The organism is Rhizobium sp. ZPR4 (genome assembly GCF_040215725.1).
In the GTDB taxonomy this organism is placed as follows: Bacteria; Pseudomonadota; Alphaproteobacteria; order Rhizobiales; family Rhizobiaceae; genus Rhizobium; species Rhizobium rhizogenes_D.
The window spans coordinates 3,806,101-3,822,084 of the sequence record NZ_CP157967.1 but is presented as its reverse complement, the minus strand read 5'-3'; the positions used below and the strand labels follow the sequence as shown (position 1 = coordinate 3,822,084).

General features: G+C 60.9%; 14 protein-coding genes. 11 read left to right on the top strand and 3 right to left on the bottom strand.

Features of this window, described 5'->3' with window-relative positions; all coding sequences use genetic code 11:
- Window positions 1-7 precede the first annotated feature (7 nt).
- The 10 genes from phnL to phnN all read left to right on the top strand — a co-directional run bounded on the left by phnL (window position 8) and on the right by phnN (window position 9,112).
- Window positions 8-715: a phosphonate C-P lyase system protein PhnL gene (gene phnL / locus ABOK31_RS18325; RefSeq protein ID WP_174178974.1), complete on the top strand. Its 708-nt coding sequence runs from the start codon at window positions 8-10 to the stop codon at window positions 713-715.
- Complete coding sequence (locus ABOK31_RS18320; RefSeq protein WP_174178977.1) at window positions 712-1,329, top strand: DapH/DapD/GlmU-related protein; 618 nt, start codon at window positions 712-714, stop codon at window positions 1,327-1,329. The genes phnL and ABOK31_RS18320 overlap by 4 nt, the downstream gene beginning before the upstream one ends.
- Window positions 1,330-1,423: 94 nt before the next feature.
- Window positions 1,424-1,978: a pyridoxamine 5'-phosphate oxidase family protein gene (locus ABOK31_RS18315; RefSeq protein ID WP_174178979.1), complete on the top strand. Its 555-nt coding sequence runs from the start codon at window positions 1,424-1,426 to the stop codon at window positions 1,976-1,978.
- 223 nt (window positions 1,979-2,201) lie between these two features.
- Complete coding sequence (gene phnC, locus ABOK31_RS18310) at window positions 2,202-3,056, top strand: phosphonate ABC transporter ATP-binding protein (RefSeq protein ID WP_349957076.1); 855 nt, start codon at window positions 2,202-2,204, stop codon at window positions 3,054-3,056.
- A gap of 92 nt (window positions 3,057-3,148) precedes the next feature.
- Entirely contained in the window at window positions 3,149-4,060 is a 912-nt protein-coding gene (gene phnD, locus ABOK31_RS18305) for a phosphonate ABC transporter substrate-binding protein (protein ID WP_349957074.1), read from the top strand.
- An 82-nt stretch (window positions 4,061-4,142) separates the two neighbouring features.
- Complete coding sequence (gene phnE / locus ABOK31_RS18300; RefSeq protein WP_349957072.1) at window positions 4,143-5,123, top strand: phosphonate ABC transporter, permease protein PhnE; 981 nt, start codon at window positions 4,143-4,145, stop codon at window positions 5,121-5,123.
- 8 nt (window positions 5,124-5,131) lie between these two features.
- On the top strand, window positions 5,132-6,478 hold the full coding sequence (gene phnE, locus ABOK31_RS18295; protein ID WP_349957070.1) for a phosphonate ABC transporter, permease protein PhnE: 1,347 nt from the start codon (window positions 5,132-5,134) through the stop codon (window positions 6,476-6,478).
- A 189-nt stretch (window positions 6,479-6,667) separates the two neighbouring features.
- Window positions 6,668-7,354, top strand: coding sequence for a DUF1045 domain-containing protein (locus tag ABOK31_RS18290; protein ID WP_349957068.1), 687 nt, complete (start codon window positions 6,668-6,670; stop codon window positions 7,352-7,354).
- A 16-nt stretch (window positions 7,355-7,370) separates the two neighbouring features.
- The gene (locus tag ABOK31_RS18285; protein WP_349957066.1) at window positions 7,371-8,510 is read left to right on the top strand and encodes an alpha-D-ribose 1-methylphosphonate 5-triphosphate diphosphatase; all 1,140 of its coding nucleotides are present in this window, start codon (window positions 7,371-7,373) and stop codon (window positions 8,508-8,510) included.
- Window positions 8,507-9,112 (top strand): phosphonate metabolism protein/1,5-bisphosphokinase (PRPP-forming) PhnN, encoded by a 606-nt coding sequence (phnN, locus tag ABOK31_RS18280; RefSeq protein WP_349957065.1) that lies wholly within the window; start codon window positions 8,507-8,509, stop codon window positions 9,110-9,112. Before ABOK31_RS18285 ends, phnN begins: the two co-directional genes overlap by 4 nt.
- 27 nt (window positions 9,113-9,139) lie before the next feature.
- Here the strand turns inward: phnN and ABOK31_RS18275 are convergent, their stop codons facing one another.
- Complete coding sequence (locus ABOK31_RS18275) at window positions 9,140-9,394, bottom strand: hypothetical protein (RefSeq protein WP_349957064.1); 255 nt, start codon at window positions 9,392-9,394, stop codon at window positions 9,140-9,142.
- Window positions 9,395-9,441: 47 nt separating this feature from the next.
- Entirely contained in the window at window positions 9,442-12,444 is a 3,003-nt protein-coding gene (gene polA / locus ABOK31_RS18270; RefSeq protein WP_349957063.1) for a DNA polymerase I, read from the bottom strand.
- Window positions 12,445-12,981: 537 nt separating this feature from the next.
- Here polA and ABOK31_RS18265 point away from each other — a divergent pair.
- Entirely contained in the window at window positions 12,982-13,398 is a 417-nt protein-coding gene (locus tag ABOK31_RS18265; RefSeq protein WP_349957061.1) for a MarR family transcriptional regulator, read from the top strand.
- Between the two features lie 69 nt (window positions 13,399-13,467).
- Here the strand turns inward: ABOK31_RS18265 and ABOK31_RS18260 are convergent, their stop codons facing one another.
- Complete coding sequence (locus ABOK31_RS18260; protein WP_349957059.1) at window positions 13,468-15,810, bottom strand: EAL domain-containing protein; 2,343 nt, start codon at window positions 15,808-15,810, stop codon at window positions 13,468-13,470.
- Window positions 15,811-15,984: the final 174 nt, after the last annotated feature.

Below are 15,984 nucleotides of genomic sequence, written 5' to 3'. Positions count from 1 at the left end.
AAGAAACATGGCAACCCCACTCGTCGTTTCCGAAGTCTTCAAAAGCTTCACCATGCATCTGCGCGATGGCATTCGCCTGCCAGTCGTTGCCGATGTCTCCTTCTCCGTCGCTTCGGGCGAATGCGTCGTGCTCGGTGGCCCATCGGGCATCGGCAAGAGCTCGCTGCTGAAAATGATCTACGGCAATTATGCTGTCGACAGCGGCCAGATCCTCGTCACGCACAGGGGCAGGATCGTCGATCTTGCCACAGCCGATCCGCGTACCGTGCTCGACGTGCGTCGCCAGACCATGGGCTATGTCAGCCAGTTCCTGCGCACCGTGCCCCGCGTTGCCGCCATCGATGTGGTTGCCGAGCCGTTGGTGGCCCGTGGCGTGACCGTCGCCGATGCACGCGACAGGGCAGCCGAGCTGCTGGCGCAGCTGAACCTGCCGCAGGAACTCTGGCAGCTGCCGCCAGCCACCTTCTCCGGTGGCGAGCAGCAGCGCGTCAACATCGCACGCGGTTTCATCACCGACCACGCCATCCTGCTGCTCGACGAACCCACGGCGTCGCTCGATGCCCGCAACCGGGCCGTTGTCGTCGACATGATCGAGCAGAAGAAGGAGGCCGGTGTCGCCCTTCTCGGCATCTTCCATGACGAGGAAGTGCGCGAGGCCGTCGGCAGCCGCATCCTCGACGTCTCGCAGTTCTCGCCGCGGAAGGCCGCCGCATGAGCCGCAAACTGGGCGAGACGCCCTTCATCAGCCCCTCGGCGAGCGTCAACAATTCGACGCTCGGCCGCTATACCGAAGTGTCCGATCGCTGCCGGATCGATGAGGTCGAGATCGGCGACTATTCCTACATCATGCAGGATGGCGTGGTCTGGTGCGCGACGATCGGCAAATTCGTCAACATCGCCGCTGCCGTGCGCATCAACGCCACCAACCATCCGACATGGCGCGCCACGCTGCATCATTTCACCTATCGCGCTGCCGATTATTGGCCTGACGCCGATATGGAGACCGATTTCTTCACCTGGCGGCGCGACAACCGGGTCGTGATCGGCCATGACGTCTGGATCGGCCATGGCGCCACCGTGCTACCTGGCGTCACTGTCGGCAACGGTGCCGTCATCGGCGCCGGCGCCGTCGTCTCCAAGGACGTCGCGCCCTATACCATCGTCGGCGGTGTACCGGCCAAGCTGATCCGCGAGCGCTTCACGGCCAAGGTCGGGGCACGCATGGACAAGCTCTCATGGTGGGACTGGGATCACGACCGTCTGCGCACGGCGCTTGCGGACTTCCGTGCCCTTTCGGCGGAGGAATTTCTGGATCGCTACGACGCCTGAGGCTGTTTTTCGCCCTGATCGGGCTTGCATGGGGCCGACGGGCGTTCCAGCCTCAAGCGATCCGTCGAGCCCGGTACAAGGGAGGCCTTTTTTCATGGCAAAGCAGTTTTCCAGCATCGATGACAGGCTGCGCGATTTCATCGCGCGCCAGCACATCTTCTTCACGGCATCGGCAACCTCGGAGTCCCGCGTCAATGTTTCGCCGCGAGAAACGCTGTGCCTGCGCATCATCTCCCCGAATGCCGCCATCTATCTCGACCGCACCGGCAGCGGCAACGAGACGTCAGCGCATATGAAGGCGGATGGACGGTTGACCATCATGTTCTGCGCGGTCGAGGGACCGCCGATGATCCTGCGGCTTTACGGTCGTGGCCGGATCATCCATCGATCGTCGCCCGAATATCGTGAATTGCTGCACGATCATTATGCCGGCGAAGAGCCACTCGGGGCGCGGCAGATCGTGCGGCTGGACTTCGATCTCGTACAGACCTCATGCGGTTTTGGCGTGCCGCTCTTCGCTTATGAAGGCGAGCGGCCGAGCCTCGACCAATGGGCGAAAGCCAAGGGTCCTGATGGCATTGAAGAATACCGGCGCGAGAAGAATAGCCTCAGCATGGACGGCCTGCCGACCGGCATGTTTGACGGCTAAACTTAAGGAAAACCCTCAGCCGGCTAATCTTGCAAAATCGGCGAGAATTGTAACAGCAGTTACATAAAACTGACATTGGAGCTTCATGAAGCGGGACTAATCGGTTGCCTTGTGGTTGGCGCCAGCCCCCTCGAAACTCCCTTCGAGGCAGGGGCTCGCGCCCATTCTTAGCACCGGTAACGCTGAAATTTTTGCAGCCCGGCAGCCGCGAAAGGGAAGCATTATGTTCGAACTCAGGAATGTCTCGCGCCGGTTTGGAAACAAGCTCGCTGTCGATTCCGTGACTTTGGACATACCGCAGGGACAGATGGTCGGCGTCATCGGCCGTTCCGGCGCCGGCAAGTCCACCCTGCTACGCATGATCAACCGTCTGGCTGACCCGAGCTCCGGCTCGATCCATTTTTCTGGCGTCGAAGTGTCGAAGCTCACCGGCCGCGCGCTGCGCAGCTGGCAGCGCGACTGCGCCATGATCTTCCAGCAGTTCAACCTCGTGCCGCGTCTCGACGTACTGACCAATGTCATGCTCGGCCGCCTCAACCATCGTTCCACCACGCTGAGCCTCCTCTCCGTCTTCACCCGCGAAGAGCGCATCGAAGCCATTGCCGCGCTGGAGCGCCTCGGCATCGAGCAGACGGCCCTGCAGATGGCCGGCACGCTTTCCGGCGGCCAGCAGCAGCGCGTTGCGATCTGCCGTGCACTGATGCAGCAGCCGAAGATGATGCTGGCCGATGAGCCGATCGCCTCGCTCGATCCGCTGAACGCCAAGATCGTCATGGACGCGCTGCGCGATATCAACGAGCGCGAGGGCATCACCGTCATCACCAACCTGCACACGCTGGATACGGCCCGCAACTATTGCGAGCGCATCGTCGGCATGGCCGCCGGCAAGGTCGTCTTCGACGGCAAGCCGACCGATCTGACGGCAGCCGCCGTCAAGGAAATCTACGGCACCGACAAGGACGGCGCCGGCATCGACGAGACCATGACGTCGACGTCGATCAACATTGCCGATCCGGCCGCGCAGACCGCGGCAACCGAATCTGCCGGCCCGCAACCGCTGGCGCTGGCCGGTCTCTGAGAGGGACGGCCGGGATCGAAGGCCCGCGTCAAGGGCGCATTTCTTCTAGACCGAAGGCATCCGGGGACACCGGTTAATCAGGAGACGAACCCATGTTGAAGAAAGCACTTTTTGCTGCTACGGCGCTCGTCGCGCTCGCAGTCGGCGCTGCTGCCAACGCTGCAGACCTCAAGGAATTCCGCGTCGGCATTCTCGGCGGTGAAAATGAAGCCGACCGCCTGCGCAACTACGCCTGCCTCGCCGACCACCTGAAGAAGGAATTCGGCTTCGAGAAGGTTTCGCTGTTCCCGGCTGCCGACTATGACGGCGTTATCCAGGGTCTGCTCGGCGGCACGCTCGACTTCGCAGAACTTGGCGCTTCCGGCTACGCAGCTGTCGCCATCAAGGATCCGAAGGCTGTTACCCCGATCCTGACGACGCAGCAGACCGACGGTTCGACCGGCTACTACTCGATCGGCCTCGCTCTCAAGTCCTCCGGCATCAAGACGATCATGGACGCCAAGGGCAAGAAGCTCGGCTACGCCGATCCGGACTCCACCTCGGGCTACCTCGTTCCGCTGACGCAGATTCCGAAGACCACCGGCGTTCCGAACGACAAGTTCTTCGCTTCGACCCAGTTCAACGGCGGCCATGAAAACAACCTGCTCGCAGCTTACGACGGCAAGGTCGATGTTGCTGTTGACGACTCCTCGGGCGTTGGCGATTTCAAGGATGGCTTCACCTCCGGTACCTTCCGCAAGGAAGTCGACAAGGGCGCAGTCGACCCGAACAAGCTCGTCGAAGTCTGGCGTTCGCCGCTGATCCCGAACGGCCCGCTCGTCGTTCGCAACGCTCTCGGCACTGAATGGCAGACCAAGCTTTCCGACTTCTTCATGAAGCTGCCGACGGCTGACGCCAAGTGCTTCAACGCCATCGAAGGCGGCGACTTCAAGGGCTACGTCAAGGTTACCCCGGACTTCTACAACGCCGTTATCGACGTTCGTAAGGCTGCTATCGGCGGCTGATACACATCCAGATGATTGGGCGGCCGGCAACGGCCGCCCTTTTGCTATTCACACCCCTTTGCATTCACAAGGGCAGGATTTCATGACGATCGCCGATACGCACCCGAGCATGCAAAGCGCGCCGCAGAGCGCCAAGGAGATCGGCGACGCCTGGAGCAAGATGGTGGCCAAGCGCCGCCTCTACACCGGCATCGGCCTCGTGATCCTGCTCGTCGCTTTCGTCAGTTCGGTGCGCTTCGCCGACGAAAGCAATGCCGGCCACTTCTTCGAGCGCCTGCCGCATCTCTTCGATTTCTTAAGCTGGCTCATCCCCAAGGACTGGAACGACGTCTACCGCGCGCTCTTCGACCTGCCGAGCCCGAATGGCGCGAACGGCGCCGGCGGCGAGGAGTTCAATTTCCCGCTCGGCCGCGTCTATGTCTGGGGCGATTTCTACATCCCCGAATATTTCGAGCTGATGATCATCACGATCAACGTGGCGCTGGTGTCAACCATCATCGGCTTCGTCTTTGCGGTGCCTTTGGCTTTCTTCGCCGCCCGCAACATGTCGCCGTCCCATCCCGTCCGGCTGGTGACGAAGCGCATCATGGAATTTCTGCGCGCCTTTCCGGAAATCGTCATCGCCGGCTTGTTTTCGGCGATCCTGTCGATCGGCCCGATCGCCGCGATCATTGCCGTCGGCCTGCACACGATCGGCGCACTCGGCAAGCTCTTCTACGAAGTCGTCGAAAATATCGACATGAAGCCCGATGAGGGCATGCGCGCCGTTGGCGCGAGCTGGAGCGAACGCGTCCGCTTCGCCGCTCTGCCGCAGGTGCTGCCGAATTTCATGTCCTACACATTGCTGCGCCTGGAGATCAACGTCCGTGCCTCCACCATCATCGGCGCCGTCGGCGGCGGCGGTATCGGCGAGGAGCTGAAGCTTTCGATCTCGCGCGGCTTCGGCGCCAAGACTATGGCGCTGGTGCTGCTGCTCTTCGTGACCATCATCGCCGTCGACCAGTTTTCCGCATGGCTTCGCCGCCGTCTCGTCGGCGAACATGCCTTCCTTTTGCAGCATTGAGGTTGACCATGTCCGTCATCGACGCCGGCCGTATGCAGGAAATCGAAGCGCGGTACCCGGAGGTTCTCCACCGATCCTTCCGCCAGCGCTTCGGCGCGCTGATGATGTTCATCGGCGTCATCCTCTACGGCATCTATGCCGTATGGTTCTTCGACCTCCCGAAAGTCATTTCGGAAGCGCATTGGGAACGCGTCGGCATCTATCTCAGCGAATGGATCAGCTATGACGTGCAGCCGGAATTCCGCATTTCCGGCGATAAGATCAGCATCAAATATCCACGCTTCTCGCCGCTCGGCGACAATCCGAACCCGGACTGGGTAAAGACCAACCCGGATGGCAGCATGGTCGTTTCGGTCAGCGGCACGAGCCGCACCGTGACGGTGACGAAGACGCAGGCGATCGTAACGGCGCATGGCATCACGATCCCGATCGATATTACCGGCGACACGCCGAAGGTCATTGGCTCCGAGCCTGTTCCCAGCTGGATGACCGTCTATGACGACAATATCCTGGTCAATCTCGGCTTTGCCGGCGATGCCAGCATCTCCACCGATCGCGTGAAGATCCGCAAGCGCTTCCTCGGCTGGGCCAACTTCGTCTTCGACACGCATTCGCCCTTCTTCGACAAGCCAGCAAGCGAAGTCATCAGCCTGATCGTCTCCGGGCCGCGCCTGGACCCGGCGCAGTCCAATCTCTCGCTCGCCTTCGACAATATCTGGAACAACGGCGCCTGGCAGCACGGCGACGTCTGGACCAAGCTGTTCCAGACGATCGTCATGGCCTTCCTCGGCACGCTGCTCGGCTCGATCGCCGCCTTCCCGCTCGCTTTCCTCGCAGCCCGCAACATCACGCCGAGCCGCCTCGTCAACCAGATCCTCAAGCGCTTCTTCGACTTCCTGCGTTCGGTGGACATGCTGATCTGGGCGCTGTTCCTGACCCGCGCCTTCGGCCCTGGCCCGCTCGCCGGCAGCGGCGCGATCTTCCTTACCGAGACGGGTACGCTCGGCAAGCTCTATTCCGAAGGCCTTGAAAACATCGACAACAAGCCGCGCGAGGGCGTGAAGTCCACCGGCTCGCCGACCATTCTCGTGCATCGCTACGGCATCATGCCGCAGATCGTTCCCGTCATCGTCAGCCAGACGCTCTACCAGTGGGAATCCAACGTGCGCGGCGCCACCATCATCGGCGCGGTCGGCGCAGGCGGCATCGGTCTCAAGCTTTGGGAAGCCATGCGCACCAATGCCAACTGGGAAAACGTCGCCTATATGGTGCTTTTGATCCTCATCGTGGTCTTCCTGTTCGACGCCGCATCCAACGCCTTGCGCTCCCGCCTGATGGGCACACGGGTGAAATAAAAAAGAACCGGAAAAAATCGTTCCGCATCATCATTCTGTCACGGGAATCCGATAGCGCAGGCCGGCAAGACCGTAGCGTTCAAACCGGCTTTAGCCGGATTCGAGCTGTTGCTGCCTTGCTGCTCTTGCGGTTTGTCGCAAATCACCCAACAGTGTCCCGCGCAGCCGATTTTTCCAAGGAATGCAGCCTTGCGCTATGCTCTCTATTTCACGCCGCCCAAAGATGATCCGTTGACATCGCTTGCCGCCCGCTGGCTCGGTCGCGACGCATTTTCGGGTGAGATTTTTTCCGACAAGGCAATGGCGCCGCTACCGGAAGGCCATGCCGAACTAACGGCCGATCCCCGCCGTTACGGCTTCCATGCCACGCTGAAGGCACCGTTCGAGCTTGCCGGCTCGGTGACCGAGCGCGATCTCCTTGAGGTTGCTGCCGAATTTGCCGCTAAGGCCAAGGCTTTCACCATTCCGGAACTGGTGCTCGGTCAGCTCGGCCATTTCTTCGCGCTCGTTCCTGGCACCGTTTACCCGCCGCTGCAGGATTTTGCCTCACGGGTGGTGAAAACCTTCGAGCCGTTCCGCGCACCGCTTTCGGACCATGATATCGCCCGGCGCAACCCGGAAGCGATGACCGAACCGCAGCGCGCCAATCTGCTGCGCTGGGGCTATCCATACGTCAACGACGAGTTTCGTTTCCATATGACGTTGACCGGGCGCGTTCCGACCGACCGCCAAGCTGAAATGCATGATGTCCTGCGCGAGCGCTTCGCCGAGCATACCGGCAAGCCGCTCGAGATTTCCGGCCTCGCCATCTTCGTCGAAGACGAGCGCGGAGCCCCCTTTACCGTCCGTTCCTGGCTGCCGCTTGCTGGCGCCTAACAGTGAAAGACCCGACATGACCAAAGAAACCGTCCTTTCCAACGCCCGCATCGTCCTCGAAGACAAGGTCGTCGAGGGTTCCGTGCTGATCCGTGACGGTCGTATCGCCGCCATTTCCGAGGGCAAGTCGGAGATCGGCGAGAATTTCGAAGGCGACTATCTGATCCCCGGCCTAGTCGAGCTGCATACCGACCATCTGGAAGCCCATTACTCGCCTCGTCCGGGCGTTCGCTGGAACAAGACGGCCGCGATCCAGGCGCATGATGCCCAGATCGTCACCTCGGGTATCACCACCGTGTTCGACTGCCTGCGCATGGGCTCGGACGAGGACGGCGGCTTCGAAAAGGGCGAGATGCGCGACATGGCCGACGCCATTCAGGCCGCCCAGCGCGAGGACCGTCTGCGCGCCGATCACCTGATCCATCTGCGCTGCGAAGTCTCCTCCGACAACGTTCTCGACCACTTCCAGGATTTCGAGAAGGACGCCTACGTTCGTCTCGTCTCGCTGATGGACCATGCGCCGGGCCAGCGCCAGTTCCAGACCATGGACCAGTACATCTTCTACTACCAGAAGAAGCGCGGGCTCAGCGACGAGGCCTTTGCGAAGTTCGTGGCCAAGCGCCAGGACGAATCGGCCAGGTATGCGACGCCCAACCGCGACGTGATCTCCAAGGTCTGCGCCGAGCGCGGCATCACCGTTGCCAGCCATGACGACGCGACGCTCGCCCATGTCGACGAAGCCATCCACTACGGCGTTCGCCTCGCGGAATTCCCGACCAGCATCGATGCCGCCAAGGCCTCGCATGGCGCCGGCATGAGCGTGCTGATGGGCGCGCCGAACATCGTGCGCGGCAAGTCGCATTCGGGCAATATCGCCGCTCGCGATCTCGCCGAACTCGGCGTTCTCGATGTGCTTTCCTCCGATTACGTGCCGCTCAGCCTGCTGCATGCCCCCTTCATCCTCGCGGACGAAGTCGAGGGTATTTCGCTGCCGCAGGCGATCGCCATGGTGACGGCTACGCCGGCAAAGACGGTCAGCCTGAACGACCGCGGCCGCATTGCCGAGGGCTTGCGCGCCGATCTGGTTCGCGTTCGCCGCGATCATGGCGTGCCGGTCACGCGCTCGGTCTGGCGGGAAGGACGGCGGGTCGCATGAGCGCGGACGCCAATATCAAGCCGGCTAATGCAGGTCTGGCGGATGCGGCGGCGGGCATACTCGCCGTCGTCGTCGGCCCGAGCGGCGCCGGCAAGGATACCCTGATGAACCTGGCCGCCCAGCACTTTGTCGGCCGGCCCGATGTGCACTTCGTCCGCCGCGTCATCACCCGCGACGGCGATGCCGGCAATGAGGATCACAGAAGCGTTTCGGAGGTCGACTTCAACGCCATGGAGCAGGCCGGCGCCTTCGCCGTCTCCTGGGAAGCACATGGCCTGAAATACGGCATTCCCGCCGACGTCTTCGGTGAGCTTGCACAGGGCCATCTGGTGATCGCCAATGGCTCGCGTTCGGCTCTGCATCACTTCCAGAGCACATTTCCGCGGCTGAAGATCATCAATATCACAGCCACGCGCGAAGTGCTGGCCGAGCGCCTGATGGCGCGTGGACGCGAGAGCCGCGAAGACGTGCTGAAGCGGCTGGAGAGAAGCTCGCTGACCGTCGAGGGCAGCTATGACGTCGCCGATATCGACAATAGCGGTACGCTCGAAGAGGCGGAACGCGCCATTATTTCGGTGCTGGAAACGCTGGTCCGCAAATAAGCCCATCTCGGTGGCGGCGATGCACGGTCATTTGACCCGCCACACATCCTCATAGCCCTGATCGTCGATGATGAACCGCGTCCCCACCGGAAGATGGAGGTATCTGACGACGGCCGGCAACACATCGCTCAAATGCGCTGTGTGCACGGGCTGATAAAAATCCTCGGCGTCGGAATATTCGCCACAATAGAAAAACCAGCTGATATTGCCGCCGTCGGGCACGGCCTGCCGCACGCCATAGATCGGCATGCGGCCGAGCGTCGACAGGGCGACGGCCACCATGGCTTCCGGCTCCGTTTCCGGCTTGCCTGGTTCGGGCTCGCTTCCGCTCAGTGCGCCTCATCCCAATTATGAGCGGCGCGGGCGTCGACCTTCAGCGGCACCGCCATATCGACTGCGGGCATCGCGGCATTTTCCATGACCGAGACGATGATCGGCGTCGTGCGCTCGACATCGGCATCCTCGACTTCGAAGATCAGTTCGTCATGCACCTGTAAAAGCATGCGCACGCGATCGCCGAGCCCGGCTGCAGCTAGCGCCGGCTCCATCTTGATCATGGCGCGGCGGATGACGTCGGCGGCAGAACCCTGGATCGGCGCATTGATCGAGGCGCGCTCGTTGAAGGCGCGGACGGACGGGTTGGAAGAGCGGATTTCCGGGAAGTGGATGCGGCGACCGAAGATCGTCTCGACATAGCCCTTGTCGCGCGCGGCCTGCTTGGTGCTGTCCATATAGTCGCGGATGCCTGGGAAGCGCTCGAAATACTTCTTGATGTAATCGCTCGCTTCCGAGCGCTCGATCGAAAGCTGGTTCGCCAGACCGAAGGCGGAAATGCCGTAGATGATGCCGAAGTTGATGGCCTTGGCACGGCGGCGCACCTCGCTCGGCATGCCCTCTACCGGGACGCCGAACATTTCGGAGGCCGTCATCGCGTGAATGTCGATGCCGTCTTCGAAGGCCTGCTTGAGCTGCGGGATATTGGCGACATGCGCCAGCACGCGCAGTTCGATCTGGCTGTAGTCGGCCGAGACGAGCTTGTGGCCCGGCGTCGAAATGAAAGCCGTGCGGATCTTGCGGCCTTCCGCCGTGCGCACCGGAATATTCTGCAGGTTCGGCTCGGAGGACGACAGGCGCCCGGTCGTGGTCGAGGCCAGCGAATAGGAGGTGTGAACGCGCTTCGTCTGCGGATGGACGTAGCCCGGCAGCGCATCCGTATAGGTGGATTTCAGCTTGGTGAGCTGGCGCCAATCGACGATCTTGCGCGGCAGTTCGAAGCCGGCCGCGGCCAGATCCTCCAGCACCTGCGCCGAGGTCGACCATTGGCCGGTCTTTGTCTTGCTGCCGCCGGCCAACCCCATCTTGCCGAAGAGAATGTCGCCGAGCTGCTTCGGAGAGCCGATGTTGAAGCGCTCACCGGCCAACGTATAGATCTCATCCTCGAGCGCTGCGGCGCCCTGCGCCAGTTCGCCGGAAAGGCGAGAAAGGATCTGCCGGTCGATGGTGATGCCGCGCTCTTCCATATGGGCAAGCACAGGCACCAGAGGCCGCTCCAACCGCTCGTAGACGGCCGAAAGTTTTTCTGCCGCAAGTCGTGGTTTCAGCACCAGCCACAGGCGCAGTGTCACATCGGCATCCTCGGCGGCATAGGCCGTGGCGCGGTCGATATCGACGAGATCGAAGGTGACATTGGATTTGCCGCTGCCGGCCACGTCCTTGTAGGCGATCGGCTTGTGGCCGAGCCAGCGCTCGGAGAGGCTATCCATGCCATGCGTCGCATTGGAGCCGCCATCGAGCACATAGGAGAGCAACATCGTGTCGTCGAACGCCTTCGTCTCGATGCCGTAGCGCTTCATCAGCAGATAGTCGTATTTCAGGTTCTGCGCGATCTTGAGGATGGAGGCATCCTCCAGCAGATCCTTCAATCTCGCCAGCGCATCACGCAGCGGAATCTGATTGTCGGCCAGGCCGCCGCCGAGCAGATCGCCGACGCCGGTCTTGTGGGTGAGAGGCACATAGGCAGCACGGATCGAAGCGCCCGTCGGATCGTTGCGGTTGTCGGCGATCGCCAGCGAGAAGCCCACGATCTCGGCCTGCATGACATCGAGCGATGTCGTTTCGGTGTCGAAGGCGACGATGCCGGTTTCGCGCGCATCGGCGATCCAGCGATCGAGGGTGGCGATATCGCGAATGGTCACATATTTCGAATGATCGATCGGCGCGGTGGCAAAGCTTGCCGCACGCGCATTGGCAAGCTCCGCCGGCTCCGTCAGCCCTTCGACAGCCAAACGCGGCTTGACCGCCGGCGCCGGCACGGAAGCACCTTCAGCCGAAGCCTCGCTGCCGGCAACGAGCTCGACATTGTCGCCGACATCGAGATCCGGACCATGGGCGGTCTCGCCCAGTTCGACCTTGACGACGGCGGGTTCGATCGCCGCCGGATCGCAATCGCAGGCATCGGCCACGCGGCGCGTCAGCGAGGTGAATTCCATTGCCTTCAGGAAGCCGATCAGCTTCGGACCGTTCTGCGGCTCGAGCACCAGGGCATCGAGGTCGAGATCCAGCGGCACATCGGTCCTGAGTGTCACCAGCTGGCGGGAAATACGGGCGAGTTCGGCATTTGCGATGATGTTTTCGCGGCGCTTCTGCTGCTTGATCTCACCGGCGCGGGCAAGCAGCGTGTCGAGATCGCCGAATTCTTCCAGAAGCTGCGCCGCCGTCTTCGGGCCGATGCCGGGAATGCCAGGGACATTATCGACGGAGTCGCCGGTCATGGCCTGCAGGTCGATCATCTTGTCGGGCGGCACGCCCCATTTCTCGATGACGTCGGGAATGCCGATCTGCTTGTCCTTCATGCTGTCATACATGTGGACCATGGGCGTGACGAGTTGCATCAGGTCCTTGTCGGAGGAGATGATCGTCACATCGGAGCCGGCTGCTTCCGCCTGACGGGCATAGGTGGCAATGATGTCGTCGGCCTCGAAGCCGTCGGTCTCGATGCAGGGCAGATTGAAGGCGCGGGTCGCCTCGCGGATGAGGCCGAACTGCGGGATGAGCTCTTCCGGAGGTGCTGCACGATTAGCCTTGTATTCCGGGAAAATCTCCTTGCGGAAGGTCTTCGAGGAATAGTCGAAAATGACGGCGAAATGAGTCGGCGTCACCCCGACCGAGGTGTCGCGCGCCGAGGTCAAAAGCTTCCACAACATGTTGCAGAAACCGGAGACGGCGCCGACAGGCAATCCGTCGGACTTGCGCGTCAGCGGCGGCAGGGCGTGAAAGGCCCGGAAAATGAAACCGGAACCGTCGACGAGGAAGAGATGATCACCTTTTTTCATGGAAGCATGGATAGCGTGACGCACTTCCAACGTCCATATAAACTTCAGTTCTGCAGGCTAGAGCCCTTCCGCTTTTCTTCGAATCGCGGAAGCGCTCTGTCTTTTGTTTTTACGCAATTCCGGACGGAAAACCGCGATACACTTTTCCTAGAATTGCTTTGATGGGAGAGCCAAATCTCTCACCGAAACGTTACTAACTTTTAATCAATCTAATCTGCGCATTCCCTTGAAAAACCACATTCGGAACCACAAATCTTACTCACCGGCGATTGATACGCCGCGGGTCTGGCAACCGGCCTGTCCCCCGCCATGTCAGACTTGGACAAAGGCCTATCCCCTCTCCGGGCCTTTGTCCCCCTTTCATGAGCCGCCATGGCGCCCTCCAGGCCATGGCGGCTTTTTCATGCCGAAAAATGCAACCTATGAAGGTGAAAAAATCGACTGAAGTTGCTGATTTCAGAGGAGCTCTACCCAAATAATTGCTGATTGTCTTGACCTTGAATTATCGGCATATTTGCAATCATGGGATTTAATCGGATGGACTCCGCCGCCTACCTTGCCAGTCAGATGGCAAAGGGATTCGCTCGCTCGCTACAGCAACGCGCGGCGAAGCTTGGCTTTTCCCCCGGTCAGTTTCCAATCCTGCTGGAATTGTGGTCCGAGGACGGGCTCACGCAGAAGCAGTTGCTCGAGAGGGTCGATATCGAACAGGCGACGATGGCCAATACGCTGTCGCGCATGGAACGGGACGGACTGGTGGAGCGCCGCCCGCATCCCTCGGACAAGCGAGCGCAGCTGGTCTTCCTGACGAACAGGGCTGCAGCCATGCAGGCGGAAGCGATCGAGGCTGCCATGGCCGCGGACACGGATCTCCTCAAAGACTTTCGTCAGTTCGAGCGCGAGTTGCTGCTGGAATATATTCGGCGCGTGCTGGAGAATGCCAAGCAACTCTAGCGCAATTCCAGGGAAGAGCACGGTGGATTTCCGCCTGGGATTATGCTGCTCTCCAAAACAGCAGATGCCCTAGCCCCGCCCGACCGCCTTATCCATGGCGGGGTGAAGTTGGCTGGGGTTGACATCCGGCTTGCCGAAGAATATGCCTTGAAGCTGGGCGCAGCCTTCCTCGATGACGATGCGGCGCTGGGTTTCCGTTTCCACACCTTCCGTTACAACCGGCATGTTCAGGCTGTGCCCGAGGCCGATGATGGCGCGAACGATCGAGCGAGCTGCGGGATCATGTTCGAGGGCGCCCGTGAAGCTGCGGTCGACCTTGATCTTGTCGAAAGGGAAGGCGCGCAGATTGCTGAGCGAGGAGAAGCCGGTTCCGAAATCATCCATGACCACACGGACGCCGAGGCGATGCAGCCGCTGCAACGTCGCGATGACGGCCGTGCGTTCGCGCATCAGCGCTGCCTCGGTGATTTCCAGTTCGAGACGCTGCGGATCGAGACCGGTCTTGCGCAGGATCCGTTCGATCTGATCATAGAGGGTCGGGATCATGAATTGCAGCGGCGAGAGGTTGACGGCAACATTTGCCGGCTCGCTCCAACGGGTCGCCTCCTGGCATGCCTGCTGCAGCACCCACTCCCCGATCGCCACGATCGAGCCGCTCTCCTCGGCAATCGGAATGAAGGTTTCCGGATCGATGACACCCCGATCCGGATGCGCCCAGCGCAACAGGGCCTCATAGCCGCTGACCCCATCGCTGCCGACATCATAGATCGGCTGATATTCCAGAAAGAGCTGGCGGCGAAGGATAGCCTGGCGCAGATCGTTCTCGAGCTGGCGACGCATGCGTACGGCCTTGTCCATTTCTGCATCGAAGAAACAGGCATGGCCGCGACCGGCATGCTTGGCGCGATAAAGCGCCATATCCGCATTGGCATAAAGTTGCTCGGCGCTCGCCCCATCACGCGGATAGATGGCGATGCCGATGCTGACGCCGACGGCTGTCGGATCCCGCGCCGTATCCATCTCCATGCCGAATTCCGCGAGAATGCGCTCGGCAAGACGCGTGGCTCCCTCAGGCTGCCGCCGCTTGGGCTGGATGATGGCGAATTCGTCGCCACCGAGCCTTGCCACCGTATCGCCATCCTCGATCGTGCGCTGTAGGATGCCGGCGACCCTGCAGAGGATGCGATCTCCTTCGGCGTGACCGAAGACATCATTGATTGCCTTGAAGCGGTCGAGGTCCAGGCAAAAGATGGCGACTTCGCCGCCTTTGCGATTGACCATCTGCAGCGCCTGACGCATGCGCTGGTCGAACAGCGAGCGGTTGGGAAGATCCGTCAATATGTCATGATGCGCCAGGTGCTCGATCATCTGCTGCGCCTGGCGACGCTCGGTCAGGTCGCGCACGACAAGCACGCTGCATTCGTGACCGCGATAGGTGATGGAACGACGCACGGTTTCGACGGGGATCGCCTTGCCGTCATGACCCGACAGCGTCGTCTCCAGCGGAATGGCGGCTTCGGCATGAATATCCATGTCGATGTTCAGGAAGACCTCGGGCGCGACACCGATCACCTGCTGTGCCGACCAGCCGGAAATGGCGAAGAACCGCTCGTTCGCATCGATCACCCGGCCGTCACGGACGATGAGCAACCCTTCCAGCGACGCGTTGGCGAAACCTCGGAGGTCAGTCAAATGACGGTCGATGAAGATGGCGCCAAGAGTAATGAGGATCAGACCCATCGCGGCAGCCATGACGATGCTGGCAAGGATGCTTCGATCCATGGAGAGAGCAGCACCCGACACGCCCACTTCCGGCGTCAGCGTGACGCCGCTCATCGCGGTGAAATGGAGGGAGCAGATCGCAAGCAGCAGCAGAAGAGCGCCAGCCATAATGCGCTTGAAGCCAGGAAGGCTGCGAAACACCAGGAAAGCCAGCGAGGAGAAGACGGCACCGATGACGACTGAAGCGACGACACGCGGTATATCGAAGGAAAGTTCTGCCGAGGCTTCGATGGCCTGCATGCCTGTGAAGTGCATGGCGGCTATTCCAAAAGCCATCAGCATGCCGCCGGCCGCAAAGGAAACGCGATTATCCCATTCGAAGGCGACGGCGATGGCAAGCCATGAGCCGACGATGGCAAGAACCACCGAAAGCACGGTCAGCGAAACATCATAGGAGATCGGAAGACTGCTCTCATAGGCGAGCATGGCAATGAAATGCGTTGCCCAGATGCCGACACCGCTCGCAAAAGCCGCAGCAACAATCCAATAGCGACGCTGATGCGACTGGCATTCCTGCGCACGCGAAAAAAGAAGCATGGTGGCAAGGCTGCCGATGAGGCAGATGACTGCCGCTACAACAATAAGCCTAAAGTCATGATCGTCACGAATACATGCAATCACTGAAAACATTATGCGTCTCCAGAATACGCTTCTGGATTGAGGTTATTTCTAATAATCTAAAAAACTTGTAAACTACATACGCAACTAATCACATAAGAGCAGGCCTCGATCGAAAGACGCAAGCTACGGTAAATTTTCAATTTTAACGCCTCGAAACCCGCCGGGCTTTGGTCTATCGTCCAT

Bases quoted from the DNA above. Each gene is read 5' to 3' on its own strand.
- phnL (WP_174178974.1), top strand. From the start codon at position 8: ATGGCAACCCCACTCGTCGTTTCCGAAGTCTTCAAAAGCTTCACCATG.
- ABOK31_RS18320 (WP_174178977.1), top strand. From the start codon at position 712: ATGAGCCGCAAACTGGGCGAGACGCCCTTCATCAGCCCCTCGGCGAGC.
- ABOK31_RS18315 (WP_174178979.1), top strand. From the start codon at position 1,424: ATGGCAAAGCAGTTTTCCAGCATCGATGACAGGCTGCGCGATTTCATC.
- phnC (WP_349957076.1), top strand. From the start codon at position 2,202: ATGTTCGAACTCAGGAATGTCTCGCGCCGGTTTGGAAACAAGCTCGCT.
- phnD (WP_349957074.1), top strand. From the start codon at position 3,149: ATGTTGAAGAAAGCACTTTTTGCTGCTACGGCGCTCGTCGCGCTCGCA.
- phnE (WP_349957072.1), top strand. From the start codon at position 4,143: ATGACGATCGCCGATACGCACCCGAGCATGCAAAGCGCGCCGCAGAGC.
- phnE (WP_349957070.1), top strand. From the start codon at position 5,132: ATGTCCGTCATCGACGCCGGCCGTATGCAGGAAATCGAAGCGCGGTAC.
- ABOK31_RS18285 (WP_349957066.1), top strand. From the start codon at position 7,371: ATGACCAAAGAAACCGTCCTTTCCAACGCCCGCATCGTCCTCGAAGAC.
- phnN (WP_349957065.1), top strand. From the start codon at position 8,507: ATGAGCGCGGACGCCAATATCAAGCCGGCTAATGCAGGTCTGGCGGAT.
- ABOK31_RS18275 (WP_349957064.1), bottom strand. From the start codon at position 9,394: ATGGTGGCCGTCGCCCTGTCGACGCTCGGCCGCATGCCGATCTATGGC.
- polA (WP_349957063.1), bottom strand. From the start codon at position 12,444: ATGAAAAAAGGTGATCATCTCTTCCTCGTCGACGGTTCCGGTTTCATT.
- ABOK31_RS18265 (WP_349957061.1), top strand. From the start codon at position 12,982: ATGGACTCCGCCGCCTACCTTGCCAGTCAGATGGCAAAGGGATTCGCT.
- ABOK31_RS18260 (WP_349957059.1), bottom strand. From the start codon at position 15,810: ATGTTTTCAGTGATTGCATGTATTCGTGACGATCATGACTTTAGGCTT.